Origin of the sequence: Pseudomonas sp. PIC25 (assembly GCF_002286785.1) — a bacterium.
In the GTDB taxonomy this organism is placed as follows: Bacteria; Pseudomonadota; Gammaproteobacteria; order Pseudomonadales; family Pseudomonadaceae; genus Pseudomonas_M.
Map to the genome: position 1 here is coordinate 31,629 of NZ_MUJY01000067.1, position 22,292 is coordinate 53,920.

At 64.0% G+C, this 22,292-nt stretch carries 15 protein-coding genes; 11 read left to right on the plus strand and 4 right to left on the minus strand.

What is annotated here, in order from left to right:
- Window positions 1–139: 139 nt before the first annotated feature.
- The 4 genes from BZL41_RS08020 (at window position 140) to BZL41_RS08035 (ending at window position 8,317) form a co-directional block, all read left to right on the plus strand.
- Window positions 140–1,822: a fatty acid--CoA ligase gene (locus BZL41_RS08020; RefSeq protein ID WP_095598801.1), complete on the plus strand. Its 1,683-nt coding sequence runs from the start codon at window positions 140–142 to the stop codon at window positions 1,820–1,822.
- A gap of 229 nt (window positions 1,823–2,051) precedes the next feature.
- Window positions 2,052–3,983, plus strand: a complete 1,932-nt coding sequence (locus BZL41_RS08025) for a DUF1302 domain-containing protein (protein ID WP_095598802.1) — start codon at window positions 2,052–2,054, stop codon at window positions 3,981–3,983.
- 31 nt (window positions 3,984–4,014) lie between these two features.
- On the plus strand, window positions 4,015–5,382 hold the full coding sequence (locus BZL41_RS08030) for a DUF1329 domain-containing protein (RefSeq protein WP_095598803.1): 1,368 nt from the start codon (window positions 4,015–4,017) through the stop codon (window positions 5,380–5,382).
- A gap of 190 nt (window positions 5,383–5,572) precedes the next feature.
- Window positions 5,573–8,317: a LuxR C-terminal-related transcriptional regulator gene (locus BZL41_RS08035; protein ID WP_095598804.1), complete on the plus strand. Its 2,745-nt coding sequence runs from the start codon at window positions 5,573–5,575 to the stop codon at window positions 8,315–8,317.
- Window positions 8,318–8,390: 73 nt separating this feature from the next.
- On the opposite strand, the gene BZL41_RS08040 is transcribed toward BZL41_RS08035, so the two are convergent.
- Entirely contained in the window at window positions 8,391–9,236 is an 846-nt protein-coding gene (locus BZL41_RS08040) for a hypothetical protein (protein ID WP_095598805.1), read from the minus strand.
- Between the two features lie 157 nt (window positions 9,237–9,393).
- Between BZL41_RS08040 and BZL41_RS08045 the strand changes: the two genes are divergently transcribed.
- A complete protein-coding gene (locus tag BZL41_RS08045; RefSeq protein WP_095598806.1) occupies window positions 9,394–10,335 on the plus strand; it encodes an alpha/beta fold hydrolase in 942 nt (313 codons plus the stop codon).
- Between the two features lie 102 nt (window positions 10,336–10,437).
- Here the strand turns inward: BZL41_RS08045 and BZL41_RS08050 are convergent, their stop codons facing one another.
- Both BZL41_RS08050 and BZL41_RS08055 read right to left on the minus strand, forming a co-directional pair.
- Entirely contained in the window at window positions 10,438–11,271 is an 834-nt protein-coding gene (locus tag BZL41_RS08050) for a metal-dependent hydrolase (protein WP_095598807.1), read from the minus strand.
- Between the two features lie 125 nt (window positions 11,272–11,396).
- Window positions 11,397–12,230 (minus strand): metal-dependent hydrolase, encoded by an 834-nt coding sequence (locus BZL41_RS08055; protein WP_095598808.1) that lies wholly within the window; start codon window positions 12,228–12,230, stop codon window positions 11,397–11,399.
- A gap of 116 nt (window positions 12,231–12,346) precedes the next feature.
- Between BZL41_RS08055 and BZL41_RS08060 the strand changes: the two genes are divergently transcribed.
- Window positions 12,347–13,369: an AraC family transcriptional regulator gene (locus BZL41_RS08060; protein WP_095598809.1), complete on the plus strand. Its 1,023-nt coding sequence runs from the start codon at window positions 12,347–12,349 to the stop codon at window positions 13,367–13,369.
- A 491-nt stretch (window positions 13,370–13,860) separates the two neighbouring features.
- Here BZL41_RS08060 and BZL41_RS08065 read toward each other — a convergent pair whose 3' ends face one another.
- Window positions 13,861–14,097 (minus strand): helix-turn-helix transcriptional regulator, encoded by a 237-nt coding sequence (locus BZL41_RS08065; protein ID WP_095598810.1) that lies wholly within the window; start codon window positions 14,095–14,097, stop codon window positions 13,861–13,863.
- A gap of 179 nt (window positions 14,098–14,276) precedes the next feature.
- On the opposite strand from BZL41_RS08065, the gene BZL41_RS08070 reads away from it, so the two are divergent.
- The 5 genes from BZL41_RS08070 (at window position 14,277) to BZL41_RS08090 (ending at window position 22,279) form a co-directional block, all read left to right on the plus strand.
- On the plus strand, window positions 14,277–14,666 hold the full coding sequence (locus tag BZL41_RS08070) for an HNH endonuclease (protein ID WP_095598811.1): 390 nt from the start codon (window positions 14,277–14,279) through the stop codon (window positions 14,664–14,666).
- 101 nt (window positions 14,667–14,767) lie between these two features.
- Window positions 14,768–15,412, plus strand: a complete 645-nt coding sequence (locus BZL41_RS08075; protein ID WP_095598812.1) for an MBL fold metallo-hydrolase — start codon at window positions 14,768–14,770, stop codon at window positions 15,410–15,412.
- 126 nt (window positions 15,413–15,538) lie between these two features.
- On the plus strand, window positions 15,539–16,213 hold the full coding sequence (locus BZL41_RS08080) for an OmpA family protein (RefSeq protein WP_084335606.1): 675 nt from the start codon (window positions 15,539–15,541) through the stop codon (window positions 16,211–16,213).
- A gap of 176 nt (window positions 16,214–16,389) precedes the next feature.
- Complete coding sequence (locus tag BZL41_RS08085) at window positions 16,390–20,121, plus strand: PAS domain S-box protein (RefSeq protein WP_095598813.1); 3,732 nt, start codon at window positions 16,390–16,392, stop codon at window positions 20,119–20,121.
- On the plus strand, window positions 20,102–22,279 hold the full coding sequence (locus BZL41_RS08090; protein WP_095598828.1) for a bifunctional diguanylate cyclase/phosphodiesterase: 2,178 nt from the start codon (window positions 20,102–20,104) through the stop codon (window positions 22,277–22,279). The genes BZL41_RS08085 and BZL41_RS08090 overlap by 20 nt, the downstream gene beginning before the upstream one ends.
- The last annotated feature ends 13 nt before the right edge of the window (window positions 22,280–22,292 follow it).

Consider the following 22,292-nt stretch of genomic DNA (forward strand, 5'->3'; position numbering starts at 1 on the left):
GGTCTCGATTCTATCCTGTGACCGGAAATGCAAAAAGAGTCACGACCCAAATCATTCTTTGGGCTGATTTCCACGCGGGTGAGGGGGCCTAGAGTGCAGGCCTGTCGAAAAACTACAAGCATGCGTGCAGGTGCCTCCCATGTTGCAGACTCGTGTCATTCCGCCAGCAGACAACGCCTACCAGTACCCGCTGTTGATCAAGAGCCTGCTGCTCTCCGGCAGCCGCTACGAGAAAACCCGGGAAATCGTCTATCGCGACAAACTGCGCTACAGCTACGCCACCTTCAACGAGCGCGTCGCACGGCTGGCAAACGTGCTCAGCGAGGCCGGCGTGAAGGCCGGCGACACCGTGGCGGTGATGGACTGGGACAGCCACCGCTACCTCGAATGCATGTTCGCCATCCCGATGATTGGTGCGGTGCTGCACACCATCAATATTCGCCTCTCGCCGGACCAGATCCTCTACACCATGAACCACGCGGAAGACCGGATGGTGCTGGTCAATAGCGAATTCGTGCCGCTCTACAACGCGATCGCCGGCCAATTGACCACGGTGGAAAAGACCCTGCTGCTGACCGACGGCGACGCCAAGACCGCCGACCTTCCCCACCTGGCGGGCGAGTACGAGACCCTGTTGGCCGCCGCCAGCCCGCGCTACGACTTCGCCGAGTTCGACGAGAACTCGGTGGCCACTACCTTCTACACCACCGGCACCACCGGCAACCCGAAGGGCGTGTACTTCACCCATCGGCAACTGGTCCTGCACACCCTGGCCATGGCCAGCACCATCGGCGCCCTGGACAGCATCCGCCTGATGGGCACCGACGACGTCTACATGCCGATCACCCCGATGTTCCACGTGCATGCCTGGGGCGTGCCCTACGTGGCCACCATGCTCGGCGTGAAGCAGGTCTATCCCGGCCGCTACGAGCCGGACATGCTCTGCCGTCTGATCCAGGAAGAGAAGGTGACCTTCTCTCACTGCGTTCCGACCATTCTGCAAATGCTAATGAACGCACCCAACGCCCAGGGCCACGACTTCGGCGGCTTGAAAATGATCATCGGCGGCAGCGCGCTGAACCGCGCGCTCTACGAGGCGGCACAGGCCAAGGGCATTCAGCTCACCGCGGCGTATGGCATGTCGGAAACCTGCCCGCTGATCTCGTGTGCCTACCTCAACGAACAACTGCGCGCCGGCAGCGAGAACGAGCGCACCAGCTACCGGATCAAGGCTGGCGTGCCGGTACCGCTGGTCGAGGCGGCGATCATGGACAGTGAAGGGCGCTTCCTGCCGGCTGACGGCGAGTCCCAAGGCGAGCTGGTGTTGCGCGCCCCCTGGCTGACCCAGGGCTACTTCCGCGAACCGCAGAAGAGCGAGGAACTATGGGAGCACGGCTGGCTTCACACCGGTGATGTGGCCACGCTGGACAGCATGGGCTTCGTCGAAATCCGCGACCGCATCAAGGATGTGATCAAGACCGGCGGCGAGTGGATCTCCTCGCTGGAACTGGAAGACCTCATCAGCCGCCACCCGGCGGTGCGCGAGGTCGCGGTGGTCGGCGTGCCCGACCCGCAGTGGGGCGAGCGGCCGTTCGCCCTGCTGGTCGTCCGCGAAGGGCAGGCGCTGGATGCCAAGGGCCTGAAGGAACATCTCAAGCCTTTCGTCGAGCAAGGTCACATCAACAAGTGGGCCATTCCCACCCAGATCGCGGTTGTTACCGAAATTCCCAAGACCAGTGTCGGCAAGCTCGACAAGAAACGCATTCGCGTGGATATAGCCCAGTGGCAGGAGGCAGGCAGCCCATTCCTGTCTACGCTGTAACAGCGATGAAACGTGGTCCGGGGGAGTGACTAATCAGTCAAACAAGCGTTGGCTTGCTTATTGCTGCCTCCGGGCCATCACTGGCTCTTCACGGATCGGACTAATCCACTGAAAACCTGCGAGCCAGAGTGCCTGGGTGCCGTAAATCACACTTTCGAGGGATCAAGCGGCACCACCCCCTGGCTATAGTCCGCACCATCCATAACAAAAAACACATGGAGTAGCGTCGATGACAACAACAAAACCGCTCTGGCGCCTGGCAAGACTGCCGCTGGCCGTCAGCCTCGCATCTACCCTCGCCGCTCCGGCATTCGGCGTGACCTTCAACATCGGGGAAATCGAAGGGCAGTTCGATTCGTCGTTGTCGGTTGGGGCCAGTTGGGCGTTACGCAACGGCGATCCGGATCTGATCGGCAGCAATAATGGCGGCGATGGGTTGTCCCAGACTTCAGATGATTCCCACCTGAATTTCAAAAAGGGCGAAACCTTCTCGAAAATTTTCAAAGGCATCCACGACCTCGAGCTGAAGTACGGCGATACCGGCGTATTCGTTCGCGGCAAATACTGGTATGACTTCGAACTGAAGGACGAGAGCCGTCTGTTCAAGGACATCGACGACAGCAACCGTAAGGAAGGTGCCAAGTCATCTGGTGCGCAATTGCTCGATGCGTTCGTCTACCACAACTATGCCATTGCCGACATGCCGGGCTCGGTACGTCTGGGCAAGCAGGTTGTGAGCTGGGGGGAAAGCACGTTCATTCAGGGCGGCATCAACTCCATCAACCCGGTCGATGTTTCCGCATTCCGCCGCCCGGGGGCCGAGGTCAAGGAAGGCCTGATCCCGGTCAATATGTTCTATGTGTCCCAGAGCCTGACCGACAATCTATCGGTTGAGGCCTTCTACCAACTTGAGTGGGACCAGACCGTCGTGGACAACTGCGGTACGTTCTTCTCTCAGCCTGATGTCATCGCTGATGGATGTGACATGAACTTGGCTGTGTTGACTAACGACCCGTCGTCCATCGCCTTGATCAACAGCGTTTTAGGCCCGGCTGGTTTTGGGGTTACCGAGTCTCCGTGGGGGGAGGGGCTTGTAGTAAAACGTGGTCCGGACCGCGATGCACGGGATGATGGCCAATTCGGTGTCGCCTTCCGTTACTTCGCGGAGCAACTGGACACCGAGTTCGGCGCTTATTTCATGAACTACCACAGCCGCCTGCCGATCTTCAGTGGATCGGGGGCGTCGGTTGATGCGGTTAATGCAATCAACTCTATCGCAACTGCCGTGGCGCCTATTCTCGGAGCCTCTACTGCCGCTCGACTGGCTGCTGCGGCCACAGCGGGCAACTCCAGCTATTTCGTTGAGTATCCGGAAGATATCCGCCTCTATGGCTTGAGTTTCTCCACTACGTTGCCGACAGGTACTGCGTGGAGCGGTGAGATCAGCTATCGGCCGAATGCACCGGTACAGTTGAATACTACCGATATCCTTTATTCCGGCTTGGACCCCATCACTCTGTTCGGCTTCGCTCGTCCCTATGACAACGCTTCCCTTCTCGAAGGCCTAGCCGGTCAGGATCAGCATGGTTATCGCCGTAAAGAGATTACCCAGTTGCAAACGACCTTCACTCACTTCATCGATCAAGTCATGGGGGCTAGCCGTCTGACTCTGGTGGGTGAAATCGGTTGGACCCATGTGGGTGGGCTAGAAAGCAGCAGCAAGGTCCGTTATGGCCGTGACCCGGTGTTCGGCCCTGGCCCTCTCCCGGGCACCATCGGTGGTGTGGCGTCTTGCCAAGCTTTGAACGCAGGTACCCTTGGTAGTGCAACCGCCGAAAATGTCAGCAAATACTGCGAAGACGAAGGCTTTACCACCACTGACTCCTGGGGCTATCGCGCCCGTGCCATTTGGGACTACAACGATGCCTTCGCCGGCGTGAACCTCAAGCCGAGCATCGCTTGGTCGCATGATGTGAAGGGCTACTCTCCGGGCCCGGGCGCCAACTTCGAGGAAGGCCGCAAGGCCATCAGTCTCGGTCTGGATGCCGAGTACCAGAACACTTACACCGCCAGCCTGTCCTACACCGACTTTTTCGGTGGCAAATACAGCACCGTCAGCGACCGCGACTTCGTCGCCCTCAGCTTCGGCGTGAACTTCTAAGCGGACAGGACAATCGAGGAAGACTATGCAAATGAAAACAACAAAAAGTCTGTTGCAAACCGGTGCCCTGGCGCTGTCCCTGTTGGCTACCAGCGTCATGGCTGCGGTTTCTGCCGACGAAGCGGCCAAGCTGGGCACCAGCCTGACGCCGGTGGGGGCGGAAAAGGCGGGCAATGCCGATGGTTCCATTCCCGAGTGGACCGGCGGTCTGCCGCAGAACGCCGGCGCCGTGGATGCCAAGGGGTTCCTGGCGGACCCCTTCGCCAACGAGCAGCCGCTGTTCACCATCACCGCGCAGAACATGGAGCAGTACAAGGACAAGCTGACCCCCGGCCAGCAGGCGATGTTCAAGCGCTATCCGGACAGCTACAAGATGCCGGTCTACCCGAGCCATCGTTCCGCCACGCTGCCGGCCAATGTGCTCGAAGCCACCCAGTACAATGCCACCAACACCAAGCTGGTGGAGGGCGGTAACGGCCTGGAGAACTTCCGCACCGCCAACCCGTTCCCGATTCCGCAGAACGGCCTGGAAGTGATCTGGAACCACATCACCCGTTATCGCGGCGGCAGCGTGCGCCGTCTGGTGACCCAGGCCACGCCGCAGGCGAACGGCTCCTACAACCTGGTGTACTTCCAGGACGAGTTCACCTTCCGCGATAAGTTGAAGGACTACGATCCGAACAAGCCGAGCAACGTGCTGTTCTACTTCAAGCAGCGTGTGACCGCACCGTCGCGTCTGGCTGGTAACGTGCTGCTGGTGCACGAAACCCTGAACCAGGTGAAGGAGCCGCGCCTGGCCTGGTTGTACAACGCCGGTCAGCGCCGTGTCCGTCGCGCGCCGCAGGTGTCCTACGATGGTCCGGGTACCGCCGCGGACGGTCTGCGTACCTCGGACAACTTCGACATGTACAACGGTGCGCCGGACCGCTACGACTGGAAGCTGAACGGCAAGAAGGAAATCTACATCCCGTACAACAGCTACAAGCTCGACTCCCCGAGCCTGAAGTACGCCGATGTGATCAAGGCCGGCCACATCAACCAGGACCTGTCGCGCTACGAGCTGCACCGCGTCTGGCACGTGACTGCGACCCTGAAGTCGGGCGAGCGCCACATCTATGCCAAGCGTGACTTCTTCATCGACGAGGACACCTGGCAAGCCTCCGCCATCGACCACTACGACGGCCGCGGCACCCTGTGGCGCGTCGCCGAGGCGCATTCCCAGTACTACTACGACAAGCAAGTGCCGTGGTACACGCTGGAAGCCCTCTACGACCTGCTGTCCGGCCGCTACCTGGCTCTGGGTATGAAGAACGAGGAGAAACAGGCCTACGACTTCAACTACACCGCTGCGGAAAGCGACTACACCCCGGCTGCCCTGCGTCAGGCAGGCGTACGCTGATCGCGCTTCGTTGAACGGAAGGAGCCGGCCCTCGGGCCGGCTTTTTCATGCCCGCGAATTCTTGTCGTGGATCAACGGAAGCGCAGGCCGCTCATCACGCATGGCGGCAATCTGCTTTTAAAGGCTTCAAATGCCACGGGTTAGCGGCTAGGCTGCGGAACGTTCAGTTTCCGAGACACCGATTCGCTGAATGATGCCTTTCCAGCCAGGTACGTCCGCGCTTTCACCCGCTCCATCGCCCGCCGAAGGACGCTTCTTCCGTCCGCCGCTGCCAACGGGGCACGTGCGGCGCGAGCGGCTGTGCGAGCGGCTCGCTGCCGGGCTGGGCGGGCGCCTGCTGCTGGTCAGCGCGCCGGCCGGGTTCGGCAAGAGCTCCCTGGCCATCGAGTTCTGCCAGCACTTGCCGGACGATTGGCGCAGTCTCTGGCTAGGACTCAGCCGGCGCGACAGCGACCCGGGACGTTTCCTCGAACGCATGCTCGATGGGCTTCGTCAGTTTTTTCCTGGCCTGGGCGACGAGGCGCTGGGTCTGTTGAAGATGCGCCAGCGCCACCAGCCGTTCGCCTTCGAGGAGTGGCTGGACGGTCTGCTCGACGAACTGGCCGAACGGCTCGATCCCGCGGCCCCGCTGTTGCTCGTGCTGGACGACTACCACCTGGCCCAGGGGCCGGTGCTCGACCGCTGCCTGCAATTCTTCCTCAACCACCTACCCGATGGGCTGGTCGTGCTGGTCACCAGCCGCCAGCGGCCGGACTGGCACTTGGCCCGGTTGCGGCTCCAGCGACAGTTGCTCGAACTCAATGAACAGGACCTGCGCCTGACCCGCGACGAAGTGGCCGCGCTGCTCGGTAACCAGGGAGCGCGCTTCAATGAGGCGGCCCTGGAGAGCCTGGTCCAGCGCAGCGAGGGTTGGGTGGCGGGGTTGCGCCTGTGGCTGCTGGCCGCCGAGTCGGAAAGCGCCGAAGGCCTCGATCGCGCACTTCACGGCGCCGAGGGGTTGATCCGCGACTACCTGCTCGAGGAAGTGATCGAACGCCAGCCGGCCGACGTACAGGCGTTCCTCTACGAGACCGCCTGCCTGGAGCGCTTCTGCGCCGGGCTCTGCGATGCGGTGCGTGAATCCCACGACAGCGCCGCCATCCTCCAGCACCTGCAGGCGCATCAAGTGTTCCTGGTGCCGCTGGACGAGCACGGCCATTGGTTCCGATACCACCATCTGTTTACCGACCTGCTGCGGGCGCGGCCGGACAACCGCCTGACCCTGCCACGGGCCAGCATTCACCTGCGCGCCTGCCGCTGGTTCAGCGCCCAGGGGCTGCTCGACGAGGCGATCGACCAGGCCCTGCGCGCCGGCCAGCCGGACGTGGCGGCCAGCCTGGTGCAGAACCTCTCCGAAGAACAACTGCTGGCCGAGCAGAACGTCGCGATGCTGCTGCGCTGGAAGATGGACCTGCCGGATAGCCTGCTGGCCAGCACGCCCCGGCTGATCCTGTTGTACGGCTGGGCCCTGGGCCTGGCCTGCCAACTGGATGCGGCGGAGGAACTGGCGAGCCACTTGGCCAACTTCCTGCCGGCACCGACCGAGACCGAGCAGCGCGGTCTGCTGGCGCAATGGCTGGCCTTGAGCGGCCTGATCGCCCGTGGGCGCGGCGACAGCCGGCGCGCCGAGCAGTTCTGTAGCGAAGCCTTGACGGCCCTGCCGCAGGATCGCTTCGGCCAGCGTCTCATGAGCCTGTCGATGCTGGGCAACCTGGCGATCGTCCGGGGCGATCTCTGGCGCGCCCGTGGCCTCAACCGCGAAGCCCTGGAGCTGGCCCAGCGGGTCGGCAATCCCCTGTTCGAAGCGTTGGCGCATTACGACCGCAGCCGGGTACTCCAGGCCCGTGGCGAAGTGCTGCGCGCCCTGGAAGAGGTGCACCAGGGACAGGAGCGGCTGCACGGGCTGCCGGCCCAGCGCCTGTATGCGGCACGGGCGCGCCTGACGCTCTACGAGGGCTACCTGATGGCGGTCCGCCTGGAGCCGGACAAGGCTCGAATCCGCCTGCAGGCCGGTATCGCCGAGGCGCGGGCGTGCCGCGATATCAGTCTGCTCCTCGGTTTCTGTGCCTTGGCCAGCCTGGAAGGGCGCGGCGGACGGATTTCCGAAGCCTTCGCCTTGCTCGCCGAGGCCGAACGGCTCATGCACATCTGGGACGTGCCGCCGATCTACTACTTGGCGATGATCACCCTGGTGAAATGCGAACTCTGGCTGGCACAAGGGCAACTGGAATTGGCCGAAGCCTGGCTGGAGCGCCTGGCGGAAACCTACGGCGGCGAGCAAGCCGCCGCCGCACCGGAATTCCACCCGCAACTGCCGTTGCATATCGAACTGCACCGGGCGACCCTGGAGCGGCTGCAAGGCCGCCTGGTCGAGGCCGAGCGCCGTCTGCGCGGCCTCAGCCAGCGGGCGCAGTCGGCGGGCGGCCAGTTGTTCGCGATCATCGCCCAGGTGCGCCTGACCCTGCTATTGCGTGCCGGCGGACGCGAGCGCGAGGCGCAACAGCAACTCGGCGCCAGCCTGGAGGCGGCGGCCGGCGGTGCGTTGCTGCCCTTCCATGATCTGCTCGAACAGCAACCAGGCTGGTTTCGCGAACAACTGCTGACGAAGGCCACAGGCGATCTGCGTGACGCCTTGCTGCGCCGTCTACCCGACGATGAGGTCGCCAGCCCTCCGGAGAGCGGCGTTGCCAGTGGCCAGGCCGAATCCCTCAGCTCCCGCGAGCTGGCCGTGCTGCACCTGATCGCCCAGGGCTGTTCGAACCAGGAAATCAGCGAGCGCCTGTTCATCTCCCTGCACACCGTCAAAACCCACGCCCGCCACATCAACAGCAAGCTCGGCGTGGAGCGCCGCACCCAGGCGGTGGCGAGGGCCAAGGGATTGGGATTGTTGCGCTGAGCACTGTCTAACCATCGATTCGCGGGCAGCACTCGCTCCTACAGATGTAGGAGGCATTTATTCGCCCAGCGGATCACTGCGGAACGGAAAGATCCAATTTGGCGGCAGGCTTGCCCACCGGTTGCGGCTGGGCCAGTTGCTGCTCGACGTCCGCCTGGATCGCCTGTAGCACCGGGAGCGTCTCGCCGAGGCTGGTGCGCACTTCCGCGTAAGGATGCTGTTCCGCCAATTTCGTGAGGCGTGCCAGCAGCTCTTGGCGTACATCGCTGCGCAGATGGACGAACAGCTCGGGCAACTGCTTGCCCAGCTCGGCCCCGTATAGCACCAGGTCCTGGCGGGCGAACTGGCGGGTGAGGTCCAGATAATCCAGGGCGCTGGACGTTAGCATGGCCGCGGCGGCCTTGGTTTCCTGCAAGCCTTGCAGGCGGACCGGGTTGCTCTGCTCGGTCTGCGACAGGGTGGTCCAGAACTCCACCGTCAGGGTGAACAGCACCGCCTGCTGGCGCAGCGAATAGGTCATCAGGCCGAGCGCCTCCGCGCCATAGGGCTGCTGCGCGGCACGGAAATCGAAGTAAAGGCGCATCAGCTCCTTGAGGCGGAACAGCACCTCGCGCGCCTCGTTCTGACGCAGCTCCAGCGGCGCGTAGATATTCAGCTGCGGGCGGAAATTCTCCTCGTTCACCATCCGCCGGTAGATCGGCCCGGTGAACTCGCCGTTGCGGCGGGGCAGGGCATTGGCCTGGGTCGTATCGATCTTCGCCAGCGCATCGATGAGCAACTGGTAGTCACCGCTGGCCCAGGGCTTGTCGATATCGGGGATCTTCTGGCCGAGGTAGAACAGATCGGCGGCGGCCAGCGGGCGCAGGAACGCGAGCAGAAGAAAGGCCAGCGGCCAGAGCGAACGGCGGGGCGGTTTCATGGCAATCGAAGTCCTGCGAAGGCGTGGCCCAGCGTAGCCGGCGCGGCGTCCGGCGTCACCCCATCGGGCGCACGGCACTACCTAGGTTGGGCGTCCAATGGAGCGTGGCCATGCTCTGATAAACCTCCGGATAACGACAAGAAACCGAGGTGCCTGCATGTCCGCTTCAAGCCTCTCCCTGATGCCGCCGCTGGCGGTCGGGTTCGCCCGCCTGGGCTTCGGCGCCCTGCCGCTCGACCGGCTGAAGGCCCGCTATGCCAGCCCGGACAGCGGCTCGCGCTTTATCGAGCTGGATGGCTTTAACGTCCATTACCGCGACGAAGGCAGCCGCGACAAACCGGTGCTGGTGATGATCCACGGTGTGGTCGCCTCCCTGCATACCTGGGACGGCTGGATCAGCGCCTTCGCCCCGCATTACCGGATCATCCGCTTCGACGTGCCGGGCTTCGGCCTGACCGGGCCGAAGCGCGACGGAGACTATTCCGCCGAGCGGATGATGCGCGTCTTCGGCTTGCTGCTCGACTATCTCGGCATCGCCAAGGCCAGCATCGCCGGCAACTCGCTGGGCGGCTATATCGCCTGGAATTTCGCCCTCGCCGCGCCGGAGCGGGTGGACAAACTGGTGCTCATCGACCCCGCCGGCTACCCCATGGCCAAGGTGCCTTGGATGATCGCCGCCGCCGCGCTGCCGGGCGCGACCTGGGCCATGCCGCTGTGGATGCCGCGCGCGCTCATCGCCCAGGGCATCAAGGAAGTCTACGGCGAGCCGGGGCGAATCAAGCCGGGCGTGGTCGACCGCTACTATGACCTGACCCGCCGTCCGGGCAACCGCCGGGCGATGATGGATATCTTCCGCGTATTGCTGAAGGTGAACCGCGAGGAGCTGCACACGACGCCGGAGCGGGTAGCGAAAATCCAGGCGCCAACACTGTTGATGTGGGGCGACCGCGACCGCTGGATATCGCCCAAGCACGTGCCGCTCTGGCAGCGCGACCTGCCCGGCATTCAGGTGAAAACATACGCCGGCGTGGGCCATATCCCCATGGAGGAAATCCCCGAACGCACCGCCGCCGACGCCCTGCGTTTCTTGCAGGGTTGAGAAGATGAGCAGGCGCAATCCGGGTAATGCATGCCCGGATTGCGCCGGTGGCTTATTTCGGGCAACGGATGTAGGGTCGAATTCATTCGACCGATGCGAAACTCAAGCCGCCTTGGCCTGCGGCTCGAACTCTCCGCGGAAGCGATCCAGCAGGTCGAGGTTATTGTGCTGCCAGGGGTGGAAGTCGGCTTTGAAGAAGTCCAGGTAGGTGCGTACCAGCGGGCGGAACACGCCGTCCTTGCCCCAGGCCCATTTGAGGCCGTCGCGCCACACGCGCCAGTTCCATAGCAGACCGTCGCGCTCGAGCATATGCGCCAGCCCGCGCGTGGTATCCAGCACGAAGAAAAAAGTGCCCATCAGCATCGCCCGGCGCAGCAGCTTGCGGCTGCCGCAGACCTGGTTGTACACGTCGAACGCCACCGCCTTGTGCTCGGTCTCTTCCAGCGCATGCCAGCGCCACAGGCGGGCCATGGCCGGGTGGGCACCGTGTAGCGGCTCGGGGTTCTTCAACACGACATCGGCCATGATTGCGGTGATGTGCTCCAGCGCCGCGGTGGCCGCCAACTGGCGACGGGGCGAGAGCTTCTTCTGGGTGTAGCGGATGCGGGCCTGGGCGCGGCGCTCCATGCGTTCGACCTGATAGCCGAGATCGCGCAGGCGCTGGCTGTACACCAAGTGTTCGCGGCTGTGATGGCCCTCCTGGCCGATGAAGCCGCGAATCTGTTCCTTCAGCACCGGATCGTCGATCTGGTCGCGAAACTGCCGCACCGAGTCGATGAAAAAGCGCTCGCCGTCGGGAAACAGCACCGACATGGCGTCAAACAGGTGCGTCTTGAAGGCATCGCCGCTATGCCAGTGGCGCGGCAACGGGCTGGGCAGGTCGAAATCCAGATGGCGCGGACGAATCTGCAAACCTTCCGGGGTGGTGCTGGCCATAGTGACTCCTGACTTCAGGTGGAAACCGAGTGGTCACTATGGGCAAGGAGGAAAGGAGCGAAAAGGTTAACATCAGCCAATGTAACGGTCATATCCGGCCAGGTGGTGCATGCTCGAAATACCCTTCAGGTGCTGCCCGGCTCCGGGTCGAAATCGCGACGATAGCGTTCCACCAGATGCAGGTTGTCGTGCTGCCACGGATGGAAATCCGCCTTGTAGAAATCCAGGTAGACCCGCACCAGCGGCCGGTAGATGCCATCCTGGCCCCACAGCCAACGCAGGCCATCGCGCCACACACGCCAGTTCCATAGCAGGCCGTCGCGCTTGAGCATATGGATCAGTCCCTTCAGCGTATCCACAGTGAAGAAGAACGTGCTCTGCAACATCGCCCTCCGCCGCAACCATGGGCTGCCGCACACAGCCTGGAATACATCGAAGGCCACCGCCTTGTGCTCGGTTTCCTCCAGCGCGTGCCAACGCCACAAGCGGGCCATGGACGGATCGGCGCCCTCCAGCCAGCGTGGGTCGGTCAACAGGGCATTGGCCATGATCGCCGTGAGGTGCTCCACCGCGCAGGTCGCCGCCAGTTGCAGGCGCGCCGGGAAATGCTTTTGGATGAAGCCGAGGCGGCGTTTCAAGCCGCGCTCCAGATAGTCCACGTCATAGCCGGACTCGCGTAAACGCTGGCTGTACACCAGATGCTCGCGGCTGTGATGACCTTCCTGGCCGATGAAGCCGCGAATCTGCTCCTTCAGCAGCGGGTCGTCTATCTTGTCGCGGAACAGCCGCACCGAATCGATGAAAAACCGTTCGCCGTCCGGAAACAGCACCGACATGGCGTCGAACAGATGCGACTTGAAGGCGTCGCCGCCATGCCAGTGACGCGGCATGGGTTGCGGCAGATCGAAATCCAGTTGGCGCGGTCGAATCGCCAAACCTTTGGGAGTGGTGCTGGCCATGGCATTTCTCCGAGCCTGATGGCGAGACCCTGACTATGGGCTTGCCGATTTTTGTCGGACAAGGTTATTTTCAGCCAAGATCACGGTCATATCCGGCCAAAGCGACTGATAACAACATGAACAAGCCGCTCAATCTTTCCGCCGAACTCGTGCCGGTGGCCTATGCCGCCGCGCTGTTGGATTTTGCCGAAGAACTCGGCGTTTCACGCCAGGCCCTGTTCGCCGCCGCCCGGGTTCGCCCCGAGGTGATGGACAGCCCCAACGGGCGCCTCTCCTTCATCGATTTCAATCTGCTGGCCAGCGCGGCGCTGCTGCACTGCAACGAGCCGGCCCTGGGGCTGCGCCTCGGGCCGCGATTGAACCTTTCCAGCCACGGCATCCTCGGTTATGCCGTGCTCTCCAGCGCCAACCTGGAAAGGGCGCTGCAATTCGCCCTGAAGTACTACCGGGTGCTGGGGTTGGCCTTCGAACTGGAGCAAGTCGAAGACAACGGCCGGGTTCAATTGCGCGCCAGCGAAACCATGCCGCTGGGCGCGCTCGGCCGTTTCGCCGCCGAGAGCCTGCTGGCCAGCCTCTACAGCATCACGCGCTTTCTGGTGGGGGAAGAGCTGCAGGGCGTCGAGGTTGGTTTCGCCTACCCGGCGCCGAGCTATGCCGAGCGTTATGTGGAGGCCTTTGGCGTGGAGCCGGTCTTCGAGCAACCCTTCCACTGGCTGAGCCTGCCCACCGGATACCTGGATAGGCCCATGGCCCTGGCCAACCCGGCCACCGTGCAGATGTGCCAGCAACAATGCGAAGCCCTGCTGGCTACCCTCGACATCCAGGACGGCCTGCTCGTGCGCGTCCGCCGGCTCTTGCTGGCCCGCCCCGGCGACTTCCCCGACCTCGACAGCGCCGCTCGCGCCCTGCACACCAGCGGACGCAGCCTGCGCCGCCACCTCGCCGCCATGGGCACCACCTACCAGCAAGTGCTGGACGACGTGCGCAAACGCCTGGCCTTGCAATACCTCACCACCACCCACCTGCCCTTGCACGAAGTCGCCTTCCTGCTCGGCTTCAGCGACCCGTCCAACTTCCGCCGCGCCTTCAAGAAATGGACGGGCAAACTGCCAAGCGACTATCGAAACGGGGGATCGTAAGGAGCCAGATCGGGCGGCGGCTCCTGTAGGAGCCAGTTTGCTGGCGAATGCGGGCCACACGGAGGTTTCGTTTCACCGAGCAGCCGCAAGCCCCACATACCCTCGCCCCTCTGGAGAGAGGGTAGGGTGAGGGGGCGGAGGTAGGTGGGGCGAATGAGCGAGGGGCGCCCATGCACCCGCTTCGGCCCCGCCGGGCGAATGAATCCCAGCCCCACGCCATGCTTTACGTAGGAGCCAGCTTGCTGGCGAATGCGGGCCACGCGGAGGTTTCGTTTCACGGGGCTGCCGCCAGCCCACGCATACCCTCGCCCCTCTGGGGAGAGGGCAGGGTGAGGGGGCGGAGGTGGGGTGGGCAAATGGGCAGGGGCGACCACATGCACCCGCTTCGGCCCCGCTGGGCGAATGAATTCGTCTGATCCAGCGGCTCCACGCAGTGCTTCTTTGTAGGAGCCAGCTTGCTGGCGAAGCCCGTGTTTCTGGCAGATGAGCGCTTACTGTTCCTGCTCGGGGCTGATCTGGCCGATTTCGGGAGCGGTCAATCCTGTTGTCAGCCAGTAAGCAAACTGCGGAAAAGCCTTGGCGATACCTTGGATATCGTCCTCGTTCGCCCGCCTCCTTCCGTTTCGTAGCGAATACCAGTTGCTTCTGTCGATGCCCGTCAACTTCTCAAGGTCGGTGGCGCTCAGCCCCTGGCTGTCCCATATGGCTATAAGCCGATCTCTGATCATTCAAAAATCTATCGGTGCGCAAGATAAAAATCCCTTGAACATAGTTCATTGAACTTATATCTTTTGTTTGTCTTGAATTTTGTTCAAATCGAATCCGCTGACCATAGTGCAGGAATCCGCATGGAAGTAGAAGCCAAGCGCACCACACTTCACCCGCCGTTTGGGTCCGGGAGGCATCCATGCCCCGCCTTCTGACAATTTCCCGCCTGAGCGCCTACCTCCGCCAAAACGGCCGCTGCTTCTACTGCGGCGCCTCCATGTGGCTGGAAAGCCCGGAAGCCTTCGCCCGCGAGCACGGCATCCCCATCGAACGCACCGGCCGCTTCCGCTGCACCGCCGAGCACCTGAAAGCCCGCAGCGAGGGAGGAGGGGACGACCCGGACAACATCGTCGCCGCTTGCACCTTCTGCAACCACAACCGCCACGGGCGCAAACGCCCGATGAGGCCGGAGCCGTACAAACGCTTCGTCACCGCACGGCTGCGGCGCAGGCGCTGGCATCAGGAATGGGTGTTCGAAAGGCCCGTATTGCTCCGGCTGGAGGACTGCCTCGAGGATGAGGCGGAGTGACGATGCCGCTCCGAAAGGCCGCGCGACAGACCTTCAAGGTTGAAACCTGGGCCCGTTGCCGCCACGCTTAGCGCCATCGCCCGTTAAGCGCAGGAAATCCCATGCAATCCCCCCAGCCCACCCTCATCCGCGAAACCTTCCCTGTCGGGCCTTTGCAGTGCAACTGCACGATCATCGGCGATCCGGTAAGCAAGAAGGCCATCGTGGTCGATCCGGGTGGCAATCCCGAGCTGATCATGGCGCGTCTGGAGGCCCACGGCTTGCAGGTGGTGAGCATCATCCACACGCATGCCCATCTCGATCACTTCCTCGCCTCCGGGCAGATGAAGGAGAAGACCGGCGCCACGCTGCACCTGCATCAGGACGATCAGTTTCTCTGGGACAACCTGGAGATGCAGTGCCGGATGTTCGGCGTGCCGTACACGCCGGTGCCGGCGCCGGACCAGTGGTTGCAGGACGATGAGGCGCTGGCCTGCGGGTGCGGGGTGGCGCTGCACACGCCGGGGCATACGCCCGGTTCGATGAGCTTCTGGTTCCCCGAGGCTAAACTGTTGATTGCCGGCGATACGCTGTTCCGCCGCGGGATCGGGCGGACCGATCTGTGGGGCGGCGATTACGCCAGCATCGAGCGTTCGATCAAGCAGCGCCTGTACTGCCTGGACGAGGAGGCGACGGTGGTCGCGGGGCATGGGCCGGATACCCGGCTGGGCGACGAGATGCGAGAGAACCCGTTCGTCCGTGCTTGAGCGGGCCCCGCTCGACCGAATCGAATGCCAGCAACTGATGGCGACGGCACGGAATTTTAATCTGCCATCATGTTCTAATCGCGGCCAGCCCAGAGGGTTGGGTAAGAAAATCTCAGGAGTCGATCCATGTCCACTGCACGTCGTTTGCTGACCGCCGCCACCGTCGTTACCCTGCTGGCGGGCTGTGCCTCGCAGAATCCCTATGAAGCCCAGGAGCCGGCCGGCTCCAACAAGACGATGAAATACGGCGGTCTCGGCGCCCTGGCCGGTGCCATCGCCGGTGCGGCGATCAACCACGACAACCGTGGCAAGGGCGCGCTGATCGGCGCCGCCGTCGGCGGTGCGGCCGGTGCCGGTTACGGTTATTACGCCGACAAGCAGGAAGCCGAGCTGCGCCGCAGCATGCAGGGCACCGGCGTGGAAGTGCAGCGCCAGGGCGACAACATCACCCTGATCATGCCCGGCAATATCACCTTCGCCACCGATTCGGCGGATATCGCCAGCAACTTCTACACCCCGCTGAACAATCTGGCGACCTCGTTCAAGCAGTACGACCAGAACAGCATCGAGATCGTCGGCCACACCGACAGCACCGGCTCCCGCCAGTACAACATGACGCTGTCCCAGCGCCGTGCGCAGAGCGTGGCCAACTACCTGATCGCCCAGGGTGTCAACGGCATGCGCGTAACCACCCGTGGCGCCGGCCCGGACCAGCCGGTAGCGAGCAACGCCACCGAGTCCGGCCGGGCACAGAACCGTCGCGTGGAAATCAACCTGCGCCCGCTGGCCGGTCAGCAGTAAGCTCCCCGGTTGCGCATGAAGCCCCCGTTATCGGGGGCTTTTCATTTTGGGGCTCCGATAGCCGTCCATCGCCGGGCAGGTGGCAAAACGCCGCGGGATGGATTCCTGACTAGACTGCTCAGCAAGGCCGTCACTGTGTTGCCGGTGATGGTATCGGTCAGGGATTCGGAGCTCGCATGGACGACGAACCTGCTTTTTTCTCCTCTTTGCGGTCCTGGTTGCCCTTGCTGGTGGCGCTGGTCGTGTTCGTTGGGCTCGGCGGCCTGGTCGCCTGGCAGTGGCGGACGCTGGAAGACAGCAACCGCCATGAGCAGGAGCAGCGTTTCGAGCTGGCGGTGGACGACGTCGAGCAGAGTCTGCTCAACCGCATGCGGGCCTACGAAATGGTACTGCGCGGTATGTCCGGGCTGTTCGTCGACGATGCCGAGCCGAGCGAGGAAGCCTGGCACCGTGCCGCCGACCAGTTGCGCCTGCAGGAGCGCTATCCGGGCATGCAGGCGCTGGGCTGGGGGCGTTATCTGCCGGGCAGCGGGCTGGACGTCTGGCTCGCCAGCGGTGCCGTACGGATTTTTCCGGAGGGGAAGCGGGACGACTATGTGTTCGTCCGCTACATCCACCCGATGGACTGGCGCAATAGCCGCGTGCTGGGCTTCGATATGTTCAGCCAGGCCACACGCCGGCAGGCCATCGAGGCGGCTCGCGACAGCGGCGAGGCGGTGTTGACCGGCCCGTTGCGGCTGCGCCAGGAAACCGAGCAGGATGCCCAGGGCGTGGTGCTCTACCTGCCGGTTTATCGCCCGAAATCACCGATCACCACGCCGGAGGAACGGCGGGCAGCGCTGACCGGTATGGTCTACGGCGCATTCCGGGTCGATGACCTTTTACGTGGCGTGCTGGGGGCCACCGGCACGCTCTATCACATCGAACTGTTCGACAGCGCGGCCACCGGCACGCCGCTGCTCCGCGCCCAGGAGGTGGGCCCGAAGGCACCCCGCTTTCAGATGAGCCGCGATCTGAATCTCTATGGCCGCGACTGGCGGCTGACGGTCAGCAGCATGCCGGCCTACGAGCGCGCACTGGGCGGGCGGCATCTGTCGTTCAGCCTGTGGAGCGGCCTGTTGGCGTCGGCCTTGCTGGCGCTGCTGATCGGCGGCTACCTCTTCCTGCGGGAGCGGACGCTGGCCAGCAGCCAGTTGCTCGGCGAGCGCCTGCGCGAGCGCGAGGAACGCTTCCGCCTGGTGGTGGAGGCCTCGCCGAACGCCATCGTGCTGGTCGACAGCCGCGGCCGTATCGCCATGGTCAACCGGCAGACCGAGGTGATGTTCGGCTATTCCCGCGACGAGTTGCTCGGGCAGCAGGTGGAAATGCTCATGCCCGACGCCGTGCGCGCGGCGCACGTGGGGCTGCGCGAGAATTTCCAGAAGAGCCCGGAAACCCGCCGCATGGGCGGCAACCGCGAGCTGTTCGGGCAGCACCGCGACGGTCGCTCGATCCCGCTGGAAGTGGGCCTGTCTCCGCTGCGCAGCGGCAAGGATGTACTGGTCCAGGCGGTGATCATCGACATCAGTGCGCGCAAGGCGGCCGAGGAGCGCTTCCGCCTGGTGGTGGAGGCCTCGCCGAACGCCATCGTGCTGGTCGACAGCCGGGGACGGATTGCCATGGCCAACCAGCAGACGGAGCAGATGTTCGGCTATCCCCGTGCCGAGCTGCTGGGCCAGCCGGTGGAGGTCCTGTTGCCGTCCGCCCTGCAGGAAATCCACGTGGGGCTGCGCGAAGGCTATCTGCGTGCGCCGACTCCGCGGCGCATGGGTGGCAACCGCGAGCTGTTCGGGCAGCACCGCGACGGTCATTCGATCCCGCTGGAGGTGGGCTTGTCGCCGCTGCGTAGCGGCGACGACGTGCTGGTGCAGGCGGTGATCATCGACATCAGTGCACGCAAGGCGGCGGAGGAGCGCCTGCGCATCCAGGCCGAGCAACTGGCGGTGGCCAACCGCTACAAGTCGGAATTCCTCGCCAACATGTCCCACGAGTTGCGCACCCCGTTGAACAGCATCCTGATCCTCAGCGACCAGTTGAAGCAGAACAGCGCCGGCAACTTGAGCGAAAAGCAGATCAAGCACGCCGACATCATCCACCGGGCCGGCAGCGATCTGCTGCAATTGATCAACGATGTGCTGGACCTGGCGAAGATCGAGGCCGGACGCGTCCAGCTCAAGCTGGAGCCGGTGACCGTCCACGACATGCTGGCGGAGCTGGATGCCAGCCTGCGGCCGATGGCCGAGCTGAAAGGTCTGCAGTTGCACAGCAGCGTCGATCCGGACGTGCCGCGCACCATCTACAGCGACCGTGGCCGGCTGCACCAGATTCTGCGCAATCTGCTGTCCAACGCGCTCAAGTTCACCGAACACGGCGAGGTGGCGTTGCGGGTGTCCTGCGGGCCCGGCCCGGACGATACGCGCCAGACCCTGCGCATCGAGGTCAGCGACACCGGCATCGGTATTCCGGCCGAGCAGCACGAGCGAATCTTCCAGGCGTTCCAGCAGATCGACGGTTCCACCAGCCGGCGCTTCGGCGGGACCGGCCTGGGGCTGGCGATCACCCGCCAGTTGGTGGATGTACTGGATGGCGACATCCAACTCGAGAGCACCCCGGGGGAGGGCTCGCATTTCATCGTCAGGCTGCCGATCATCCCGCTGCCGCAGACCCAGGAGAGTACGGCCGGGAGCGGTCCGTTGCGCGCTGGCGAGGGGCCGGCGCTGCTGATCATCGAAGACGACGCCAATTTCGCCGCGGTGGTGGCCGAGGCGGCCCAGGCCCACGGTTTTTCCAGCGTGCTCTGCCAGACCGGCAGGCAGGCGCTCGACCTGCTCCAGCAGGAGCGTTTCGCCGCGATCATTCTCGACATCCTGTTGCCGGACGTCAGTGGCTGGCAAATCTACCGGCGCCTGCGCAGCCTGAACCAGCATCGTGGTACGCCAGTCCATATTATTTCCTGCGTACCGCAGCCGCAGAACTGGCAGGACGACACCCATTATCTGGTTAAGCCGATCGATCGGGAGGCACTGGAGCACGTGTTCGAAGACTTGACCCTGCTCAGCCAGACGCTGCCCTATCTGTTGCTGGTGGAGGATGTCGAGTGGGAGCGCGAGCACTACGCCGGGCACCTCCGGCAACTGGGCTTCACCGTGGTTGCCGCGGGGAGCGCCGAGGAAGCGCGGAAGGCCTATGGGCAGCATGCGTTCGCCGCCCTGGTGATCGATCTCGACCTGCCCGATCAGGACGGTTTCGATCTGCTGGAAAGCCTGCACCGGTTGCGGCCGCTGGAGAACGCGCGGGTGGTGATCAACACCGGCGTGGATGTCACCCAGCAGGCCCTGCAACGCCTGCGACGCTATTCGGCGGTGGTGGTGCGCAAGGCGGGCGACGATCTCAGCGCGCTGAGCGCCGCGGTCCAGGGGTTCCTTTCCAGCGTGGGGGAACCGGTCCCGATCGGCGAGGCGTTCAGCCCATTGCAAGGGCGGCGGGTGCTGCTGGTGGATGACGATGTGCGCAACATCTACGCGATGACCGCGCTGCTCGACGAGGTCGGCCTGCTGGTGATGCCGGCGCGGGACGGCCAGGAGGCCATCGAGCTGTTCCTGCGCGAGCCATTCGATCTGGTCCTGATGGATATCGCCATGCCCAACATGGACGGCTACACGGCGATCCGCCTGCTCAAGGAAGAACACGGTTGCCGCGCCCCGGTGATCGCCCTGACCGCGCTGGCGATGAAGGGCGACCGGGAGAAATGCCTGGAGGCCGGCGCGGACGATTACCTGGCCAAGCCCGTGGGACGCCAGGAGTTGCTCGATGTGCTGTATCGGTGGTTGGACAAACCGGGAGGTCGCGATGGTGCTAGCGCAGCTTAAGCCGGTGCCCAAGAACCAGGTGCTGCTGGTGGTGGATGACCGCGAGGAGAACCGGGTGGCCATGGAGGCGTTGCTGGGCGACGGCGATTGGGAGGTACGCTGCGTCGATAGCGGTCAGGCCGCCCTGCGCTGCCTGCTGGAAGAGGACGTCGGGCTGGTGCTGCTGGACGTGCAGATGCCGGAGATGGACGGCTTCGAGGTGGCGCGCCTGATGCGCGGCAACCCACGGACCCGCTACACACCGATCATTTTCATTTCGGCCATCGCCCACACCCACGACTCGGTGTTGCATGGCTACGCCAACGGGGCGGTGGATTTCCTGCTCAAACCGTTCGACCCACAGGTACTGCGCTACAAGATCAACGTGCTGCTGGAGCACGAGCGCAATCGCCATGAGCTGCAGATGCTCAGCCAGCAGTTGGACAGCGCCCGCGCGTTCAACGCCTCGGTGCTGGAAAATGCCGCGGAAGGCATCCTGGTGGTGGATGACAAGGGCTGCATCGGCTTTGCCAACCCGGCCATGGCGCGCATGCTCGGCACTACGGTGGAGGCGCTGCGCGGCACGGCCCTGCTCGGCTACCTGGCGAGCCCGGAAATGCCGCTGCGCTGGAGCGAGTCCGAGTTCTATCACCACTGGCGCCAGGGCGAGACCTACCGCCTGCACGACGCCGCCTTGCGCACCGGGGGCGGCGAGCTGCTGCCGGTGGCGCTGTCCTGCTCGCCGTTGCCGCAGTTGCAACAGTCCATGGTGGTGATCGTCCTGGACATGTCGACCGTGCGCGACCTGCATGCCCAGCTCGAATCCCAGGCGATCACCGATGCCCTGACCGGCCTGCTCAACCGGCGGGGCTTTCACCAGGCGCTGGAGTCCGTATTGGCGCGGATCGAGCGCAGCAGCAACAGCGAACGCAACAACCGGCGCATGGCCTTGCTGTATGTGGACCTGGACGGCTTCAAACGCATCAACGATTCCCTCGGCCACGCCGCCGGGGACATGGTGCTGCGCCGGGTCGCCGATCAACTGCGCGCCTGCATGCGCCCTTACGACACCCTGGCGCGCATGGGCGGCGATGAGTTCACCGCCTTGCTCGATTCCCTCGGCCACCCGGAAGACGCCGCGCGGGTGGCGGAAAAGCTGATCGAAACCCTGTCGGGCCGTTATGAAGTGGATGGCATCGAGGTGACCATGGGCGCCAGCGTCGGCATCGCCTGTTTTCCCGAGTGTGGGCAGACGGTGGACGGCCTGCTCTGCGCCGCCGACATGGCCATGTACGAGGCCAAGCGGGCCGGGCGACAGCAGTATCGCTTCTTCTCCCCGGAGATGAACGGCCGGGCGCGGTCGCGGCTGATGCTGGAAGAAAGTCTACGCAGCGCCATCGAGCACGACGATTTCGTTCTCGTCTATCAGCCGCAGATTTACCTGGACAGCGGCCGCCTGCGTGGTTTCGAGGCGCTTTTGCGCTGGCAGCACCGGGTCGCCGGCACCGTGGCGCCCAGTGTGTTCATTCCGCTGCTGGAGGAAACCCGGCTGATCAACCGCCTGGGCGACTGGATTTTCCAGCATGGCATCGGCCAATGCCGGGACTGGCAGCCGGTGTTCGGCAATGGCCTGGTGATGAGCCTAAACGTCAGCCCGGTGCAGTTCAGCATGCCCAAGCTGGTCGACGACCTGCGCCGGGTGCTGGACGAAAAGGGGCTCGCGCCCGCCCAGCTCGAGGTAGAGGTCACCGAAAGCGCCCTGATGCAGGATCTGGATGTGACCCGCGAGCAGTTGCGTCAACTGCGCGATCTGGGTGTGCGCATCGCCATCGACGATTTTGGCACCGGCTATTCGTCGCTGGCCTACCTGCGCCACTTCGAACTGGACACGCTGAAGATCGACCGGCTGTTTATTTCCAACATGCTCGAATCGCCACGGGATGCGGCGGTGGTGAGCACCATCATCGATCTTGGCCGCCACCTCGGGCTGGAGGTGATCGCCGAAGGGGTGGAAACCCTGGAGCAGCGCGACTGGCTGATCGCCCATGACTGCAACATCATGCAGGGCTACCTCGTCGCTCCGGGACTGCCGGCCAAGGTAGCTTCGGTGTTTCCGCAGCAACTGGACTGGAACGCGCTGGTGGCCGGGGAACGCGGGGCCGTGCGCGGAGGGGCTTGACGTAGGAGCCAGC

What these genes read in the sequence shown, in the direction of transcription:
- BZL41_RS08025 (WP_095598802.1), top strand. Translation starts at nt 2,052, where the DNA reads ATGACAACAACAAAACCGCTCTGGCGCCTGGCAAGACTGCCGCTGGCC.
- BZL41_RS08060 (WP_095598809.1), top strand. Translation starts at nt 12,347, where the DNA reads ATGAACAAGCCGCTCAATCTTTCCGCCGAACTCGTGCCGGTGGCCTAT.
- BZL41_RS08075 (WP_095598812.1), top strand. Translation starts at nt 14,768, where the DNA reads ATGCAATCCCCCCAGCCCACCCTCATCCGCGAAACCTTCCCTGTCGGG.
- BZL41_RS08090 (WP_095598828.1), top strand. Translation starts at nt 20,102, where the DNA reads ATGGTGCTAGCGCAGCTTAAGCCGGTGCCCAAGAACCAGGTGCTGCTG.
- BZL41_RS08030 (WP_095598803.1), top strand. Translation starts at nt 4,015, where the DNA reads ATGAAAACAACAAAAAGTCTGTTGCAAACCGGTGCCCTGGCGCTGTCC.
- BZL41_RS08070 (WP_095598811.1), top strand. Translation starts at nt 14,277, where the DNA reads ATGCCCCGCCTTCTGACAATTTCCCGCCTGAGCGCCTACCTCCGCCAA.
- BZL41_RS08065 (WP_095598810.1), bottom strand. Translation starts at nt 14,097, where the DNA reads ATGATCAGAGATCGGCTTATAGCCATATGGGACAGCCAGGGGCTGAGC.
- BZL41_RS08080 (WP_084335606.1), top strand. Translation starts at nt 15,539, where the DNA reads ATGTCCACTGCACGTCGTTTGCTGACCGCCGCCACCGTCGTTACCCTG.
- BZL41_RS08035 (WP_095598804.1), top strand. Translation starts at nt 5,573, where the DNA reads ATGATGCCTTTCCAGCCAGGTACGTCCGCGCTTTCACCCGCTCCATCG.
- BZL41_RS08085 (WP_095598813.1), top strand. Translation starts at nt 16,390, where the DNA reads ATGGACGACGAACCTGCTTTTTTCTCCTCTTTGCGGTCCTGGTTGCCC.
- BZL41_RS08020 (WP_095598801.1), top strand. Translation starts at nt 140, where the DNA reads ATGTTGCAGACTCGTGTCATTCCGCCAGCAGACAACGCCTACCAGTAC.
- BZL41_RS08055 (WP_095598808.1), bottom strand. Translation starts at nt 12,230, where the DNA reads ATGGCCAGCACCACTCCCAAAGGTTTGGCGATTCGACCGCGCCAACTG.
- BZL41_RS08045 (WP_095598806.1), top strand. Translation starts at nt 9,394, where the DNA reads ATGTCCGCTTCAAGCCTCTCCCTGATGCCGCCGCTGGCGGTCGGGTTC.
- BZL41_RS08040 (WP_095598805.1), bottom strand. Translation starts at nt 9,236, where the DNA reads ATGAAACCGCCCCGCCGTTCGCTCTGGCCGCTGGCCTTTCTTCTGCTC.
- BZL41_RS08050 (WP_095598807.1), bottom strand. Translation starts at nt 11,271, where the DNA reads ATGGCCAGCACCACCCCGGAAGGTTTGCAGATTCGTCCGCGCCATCTG.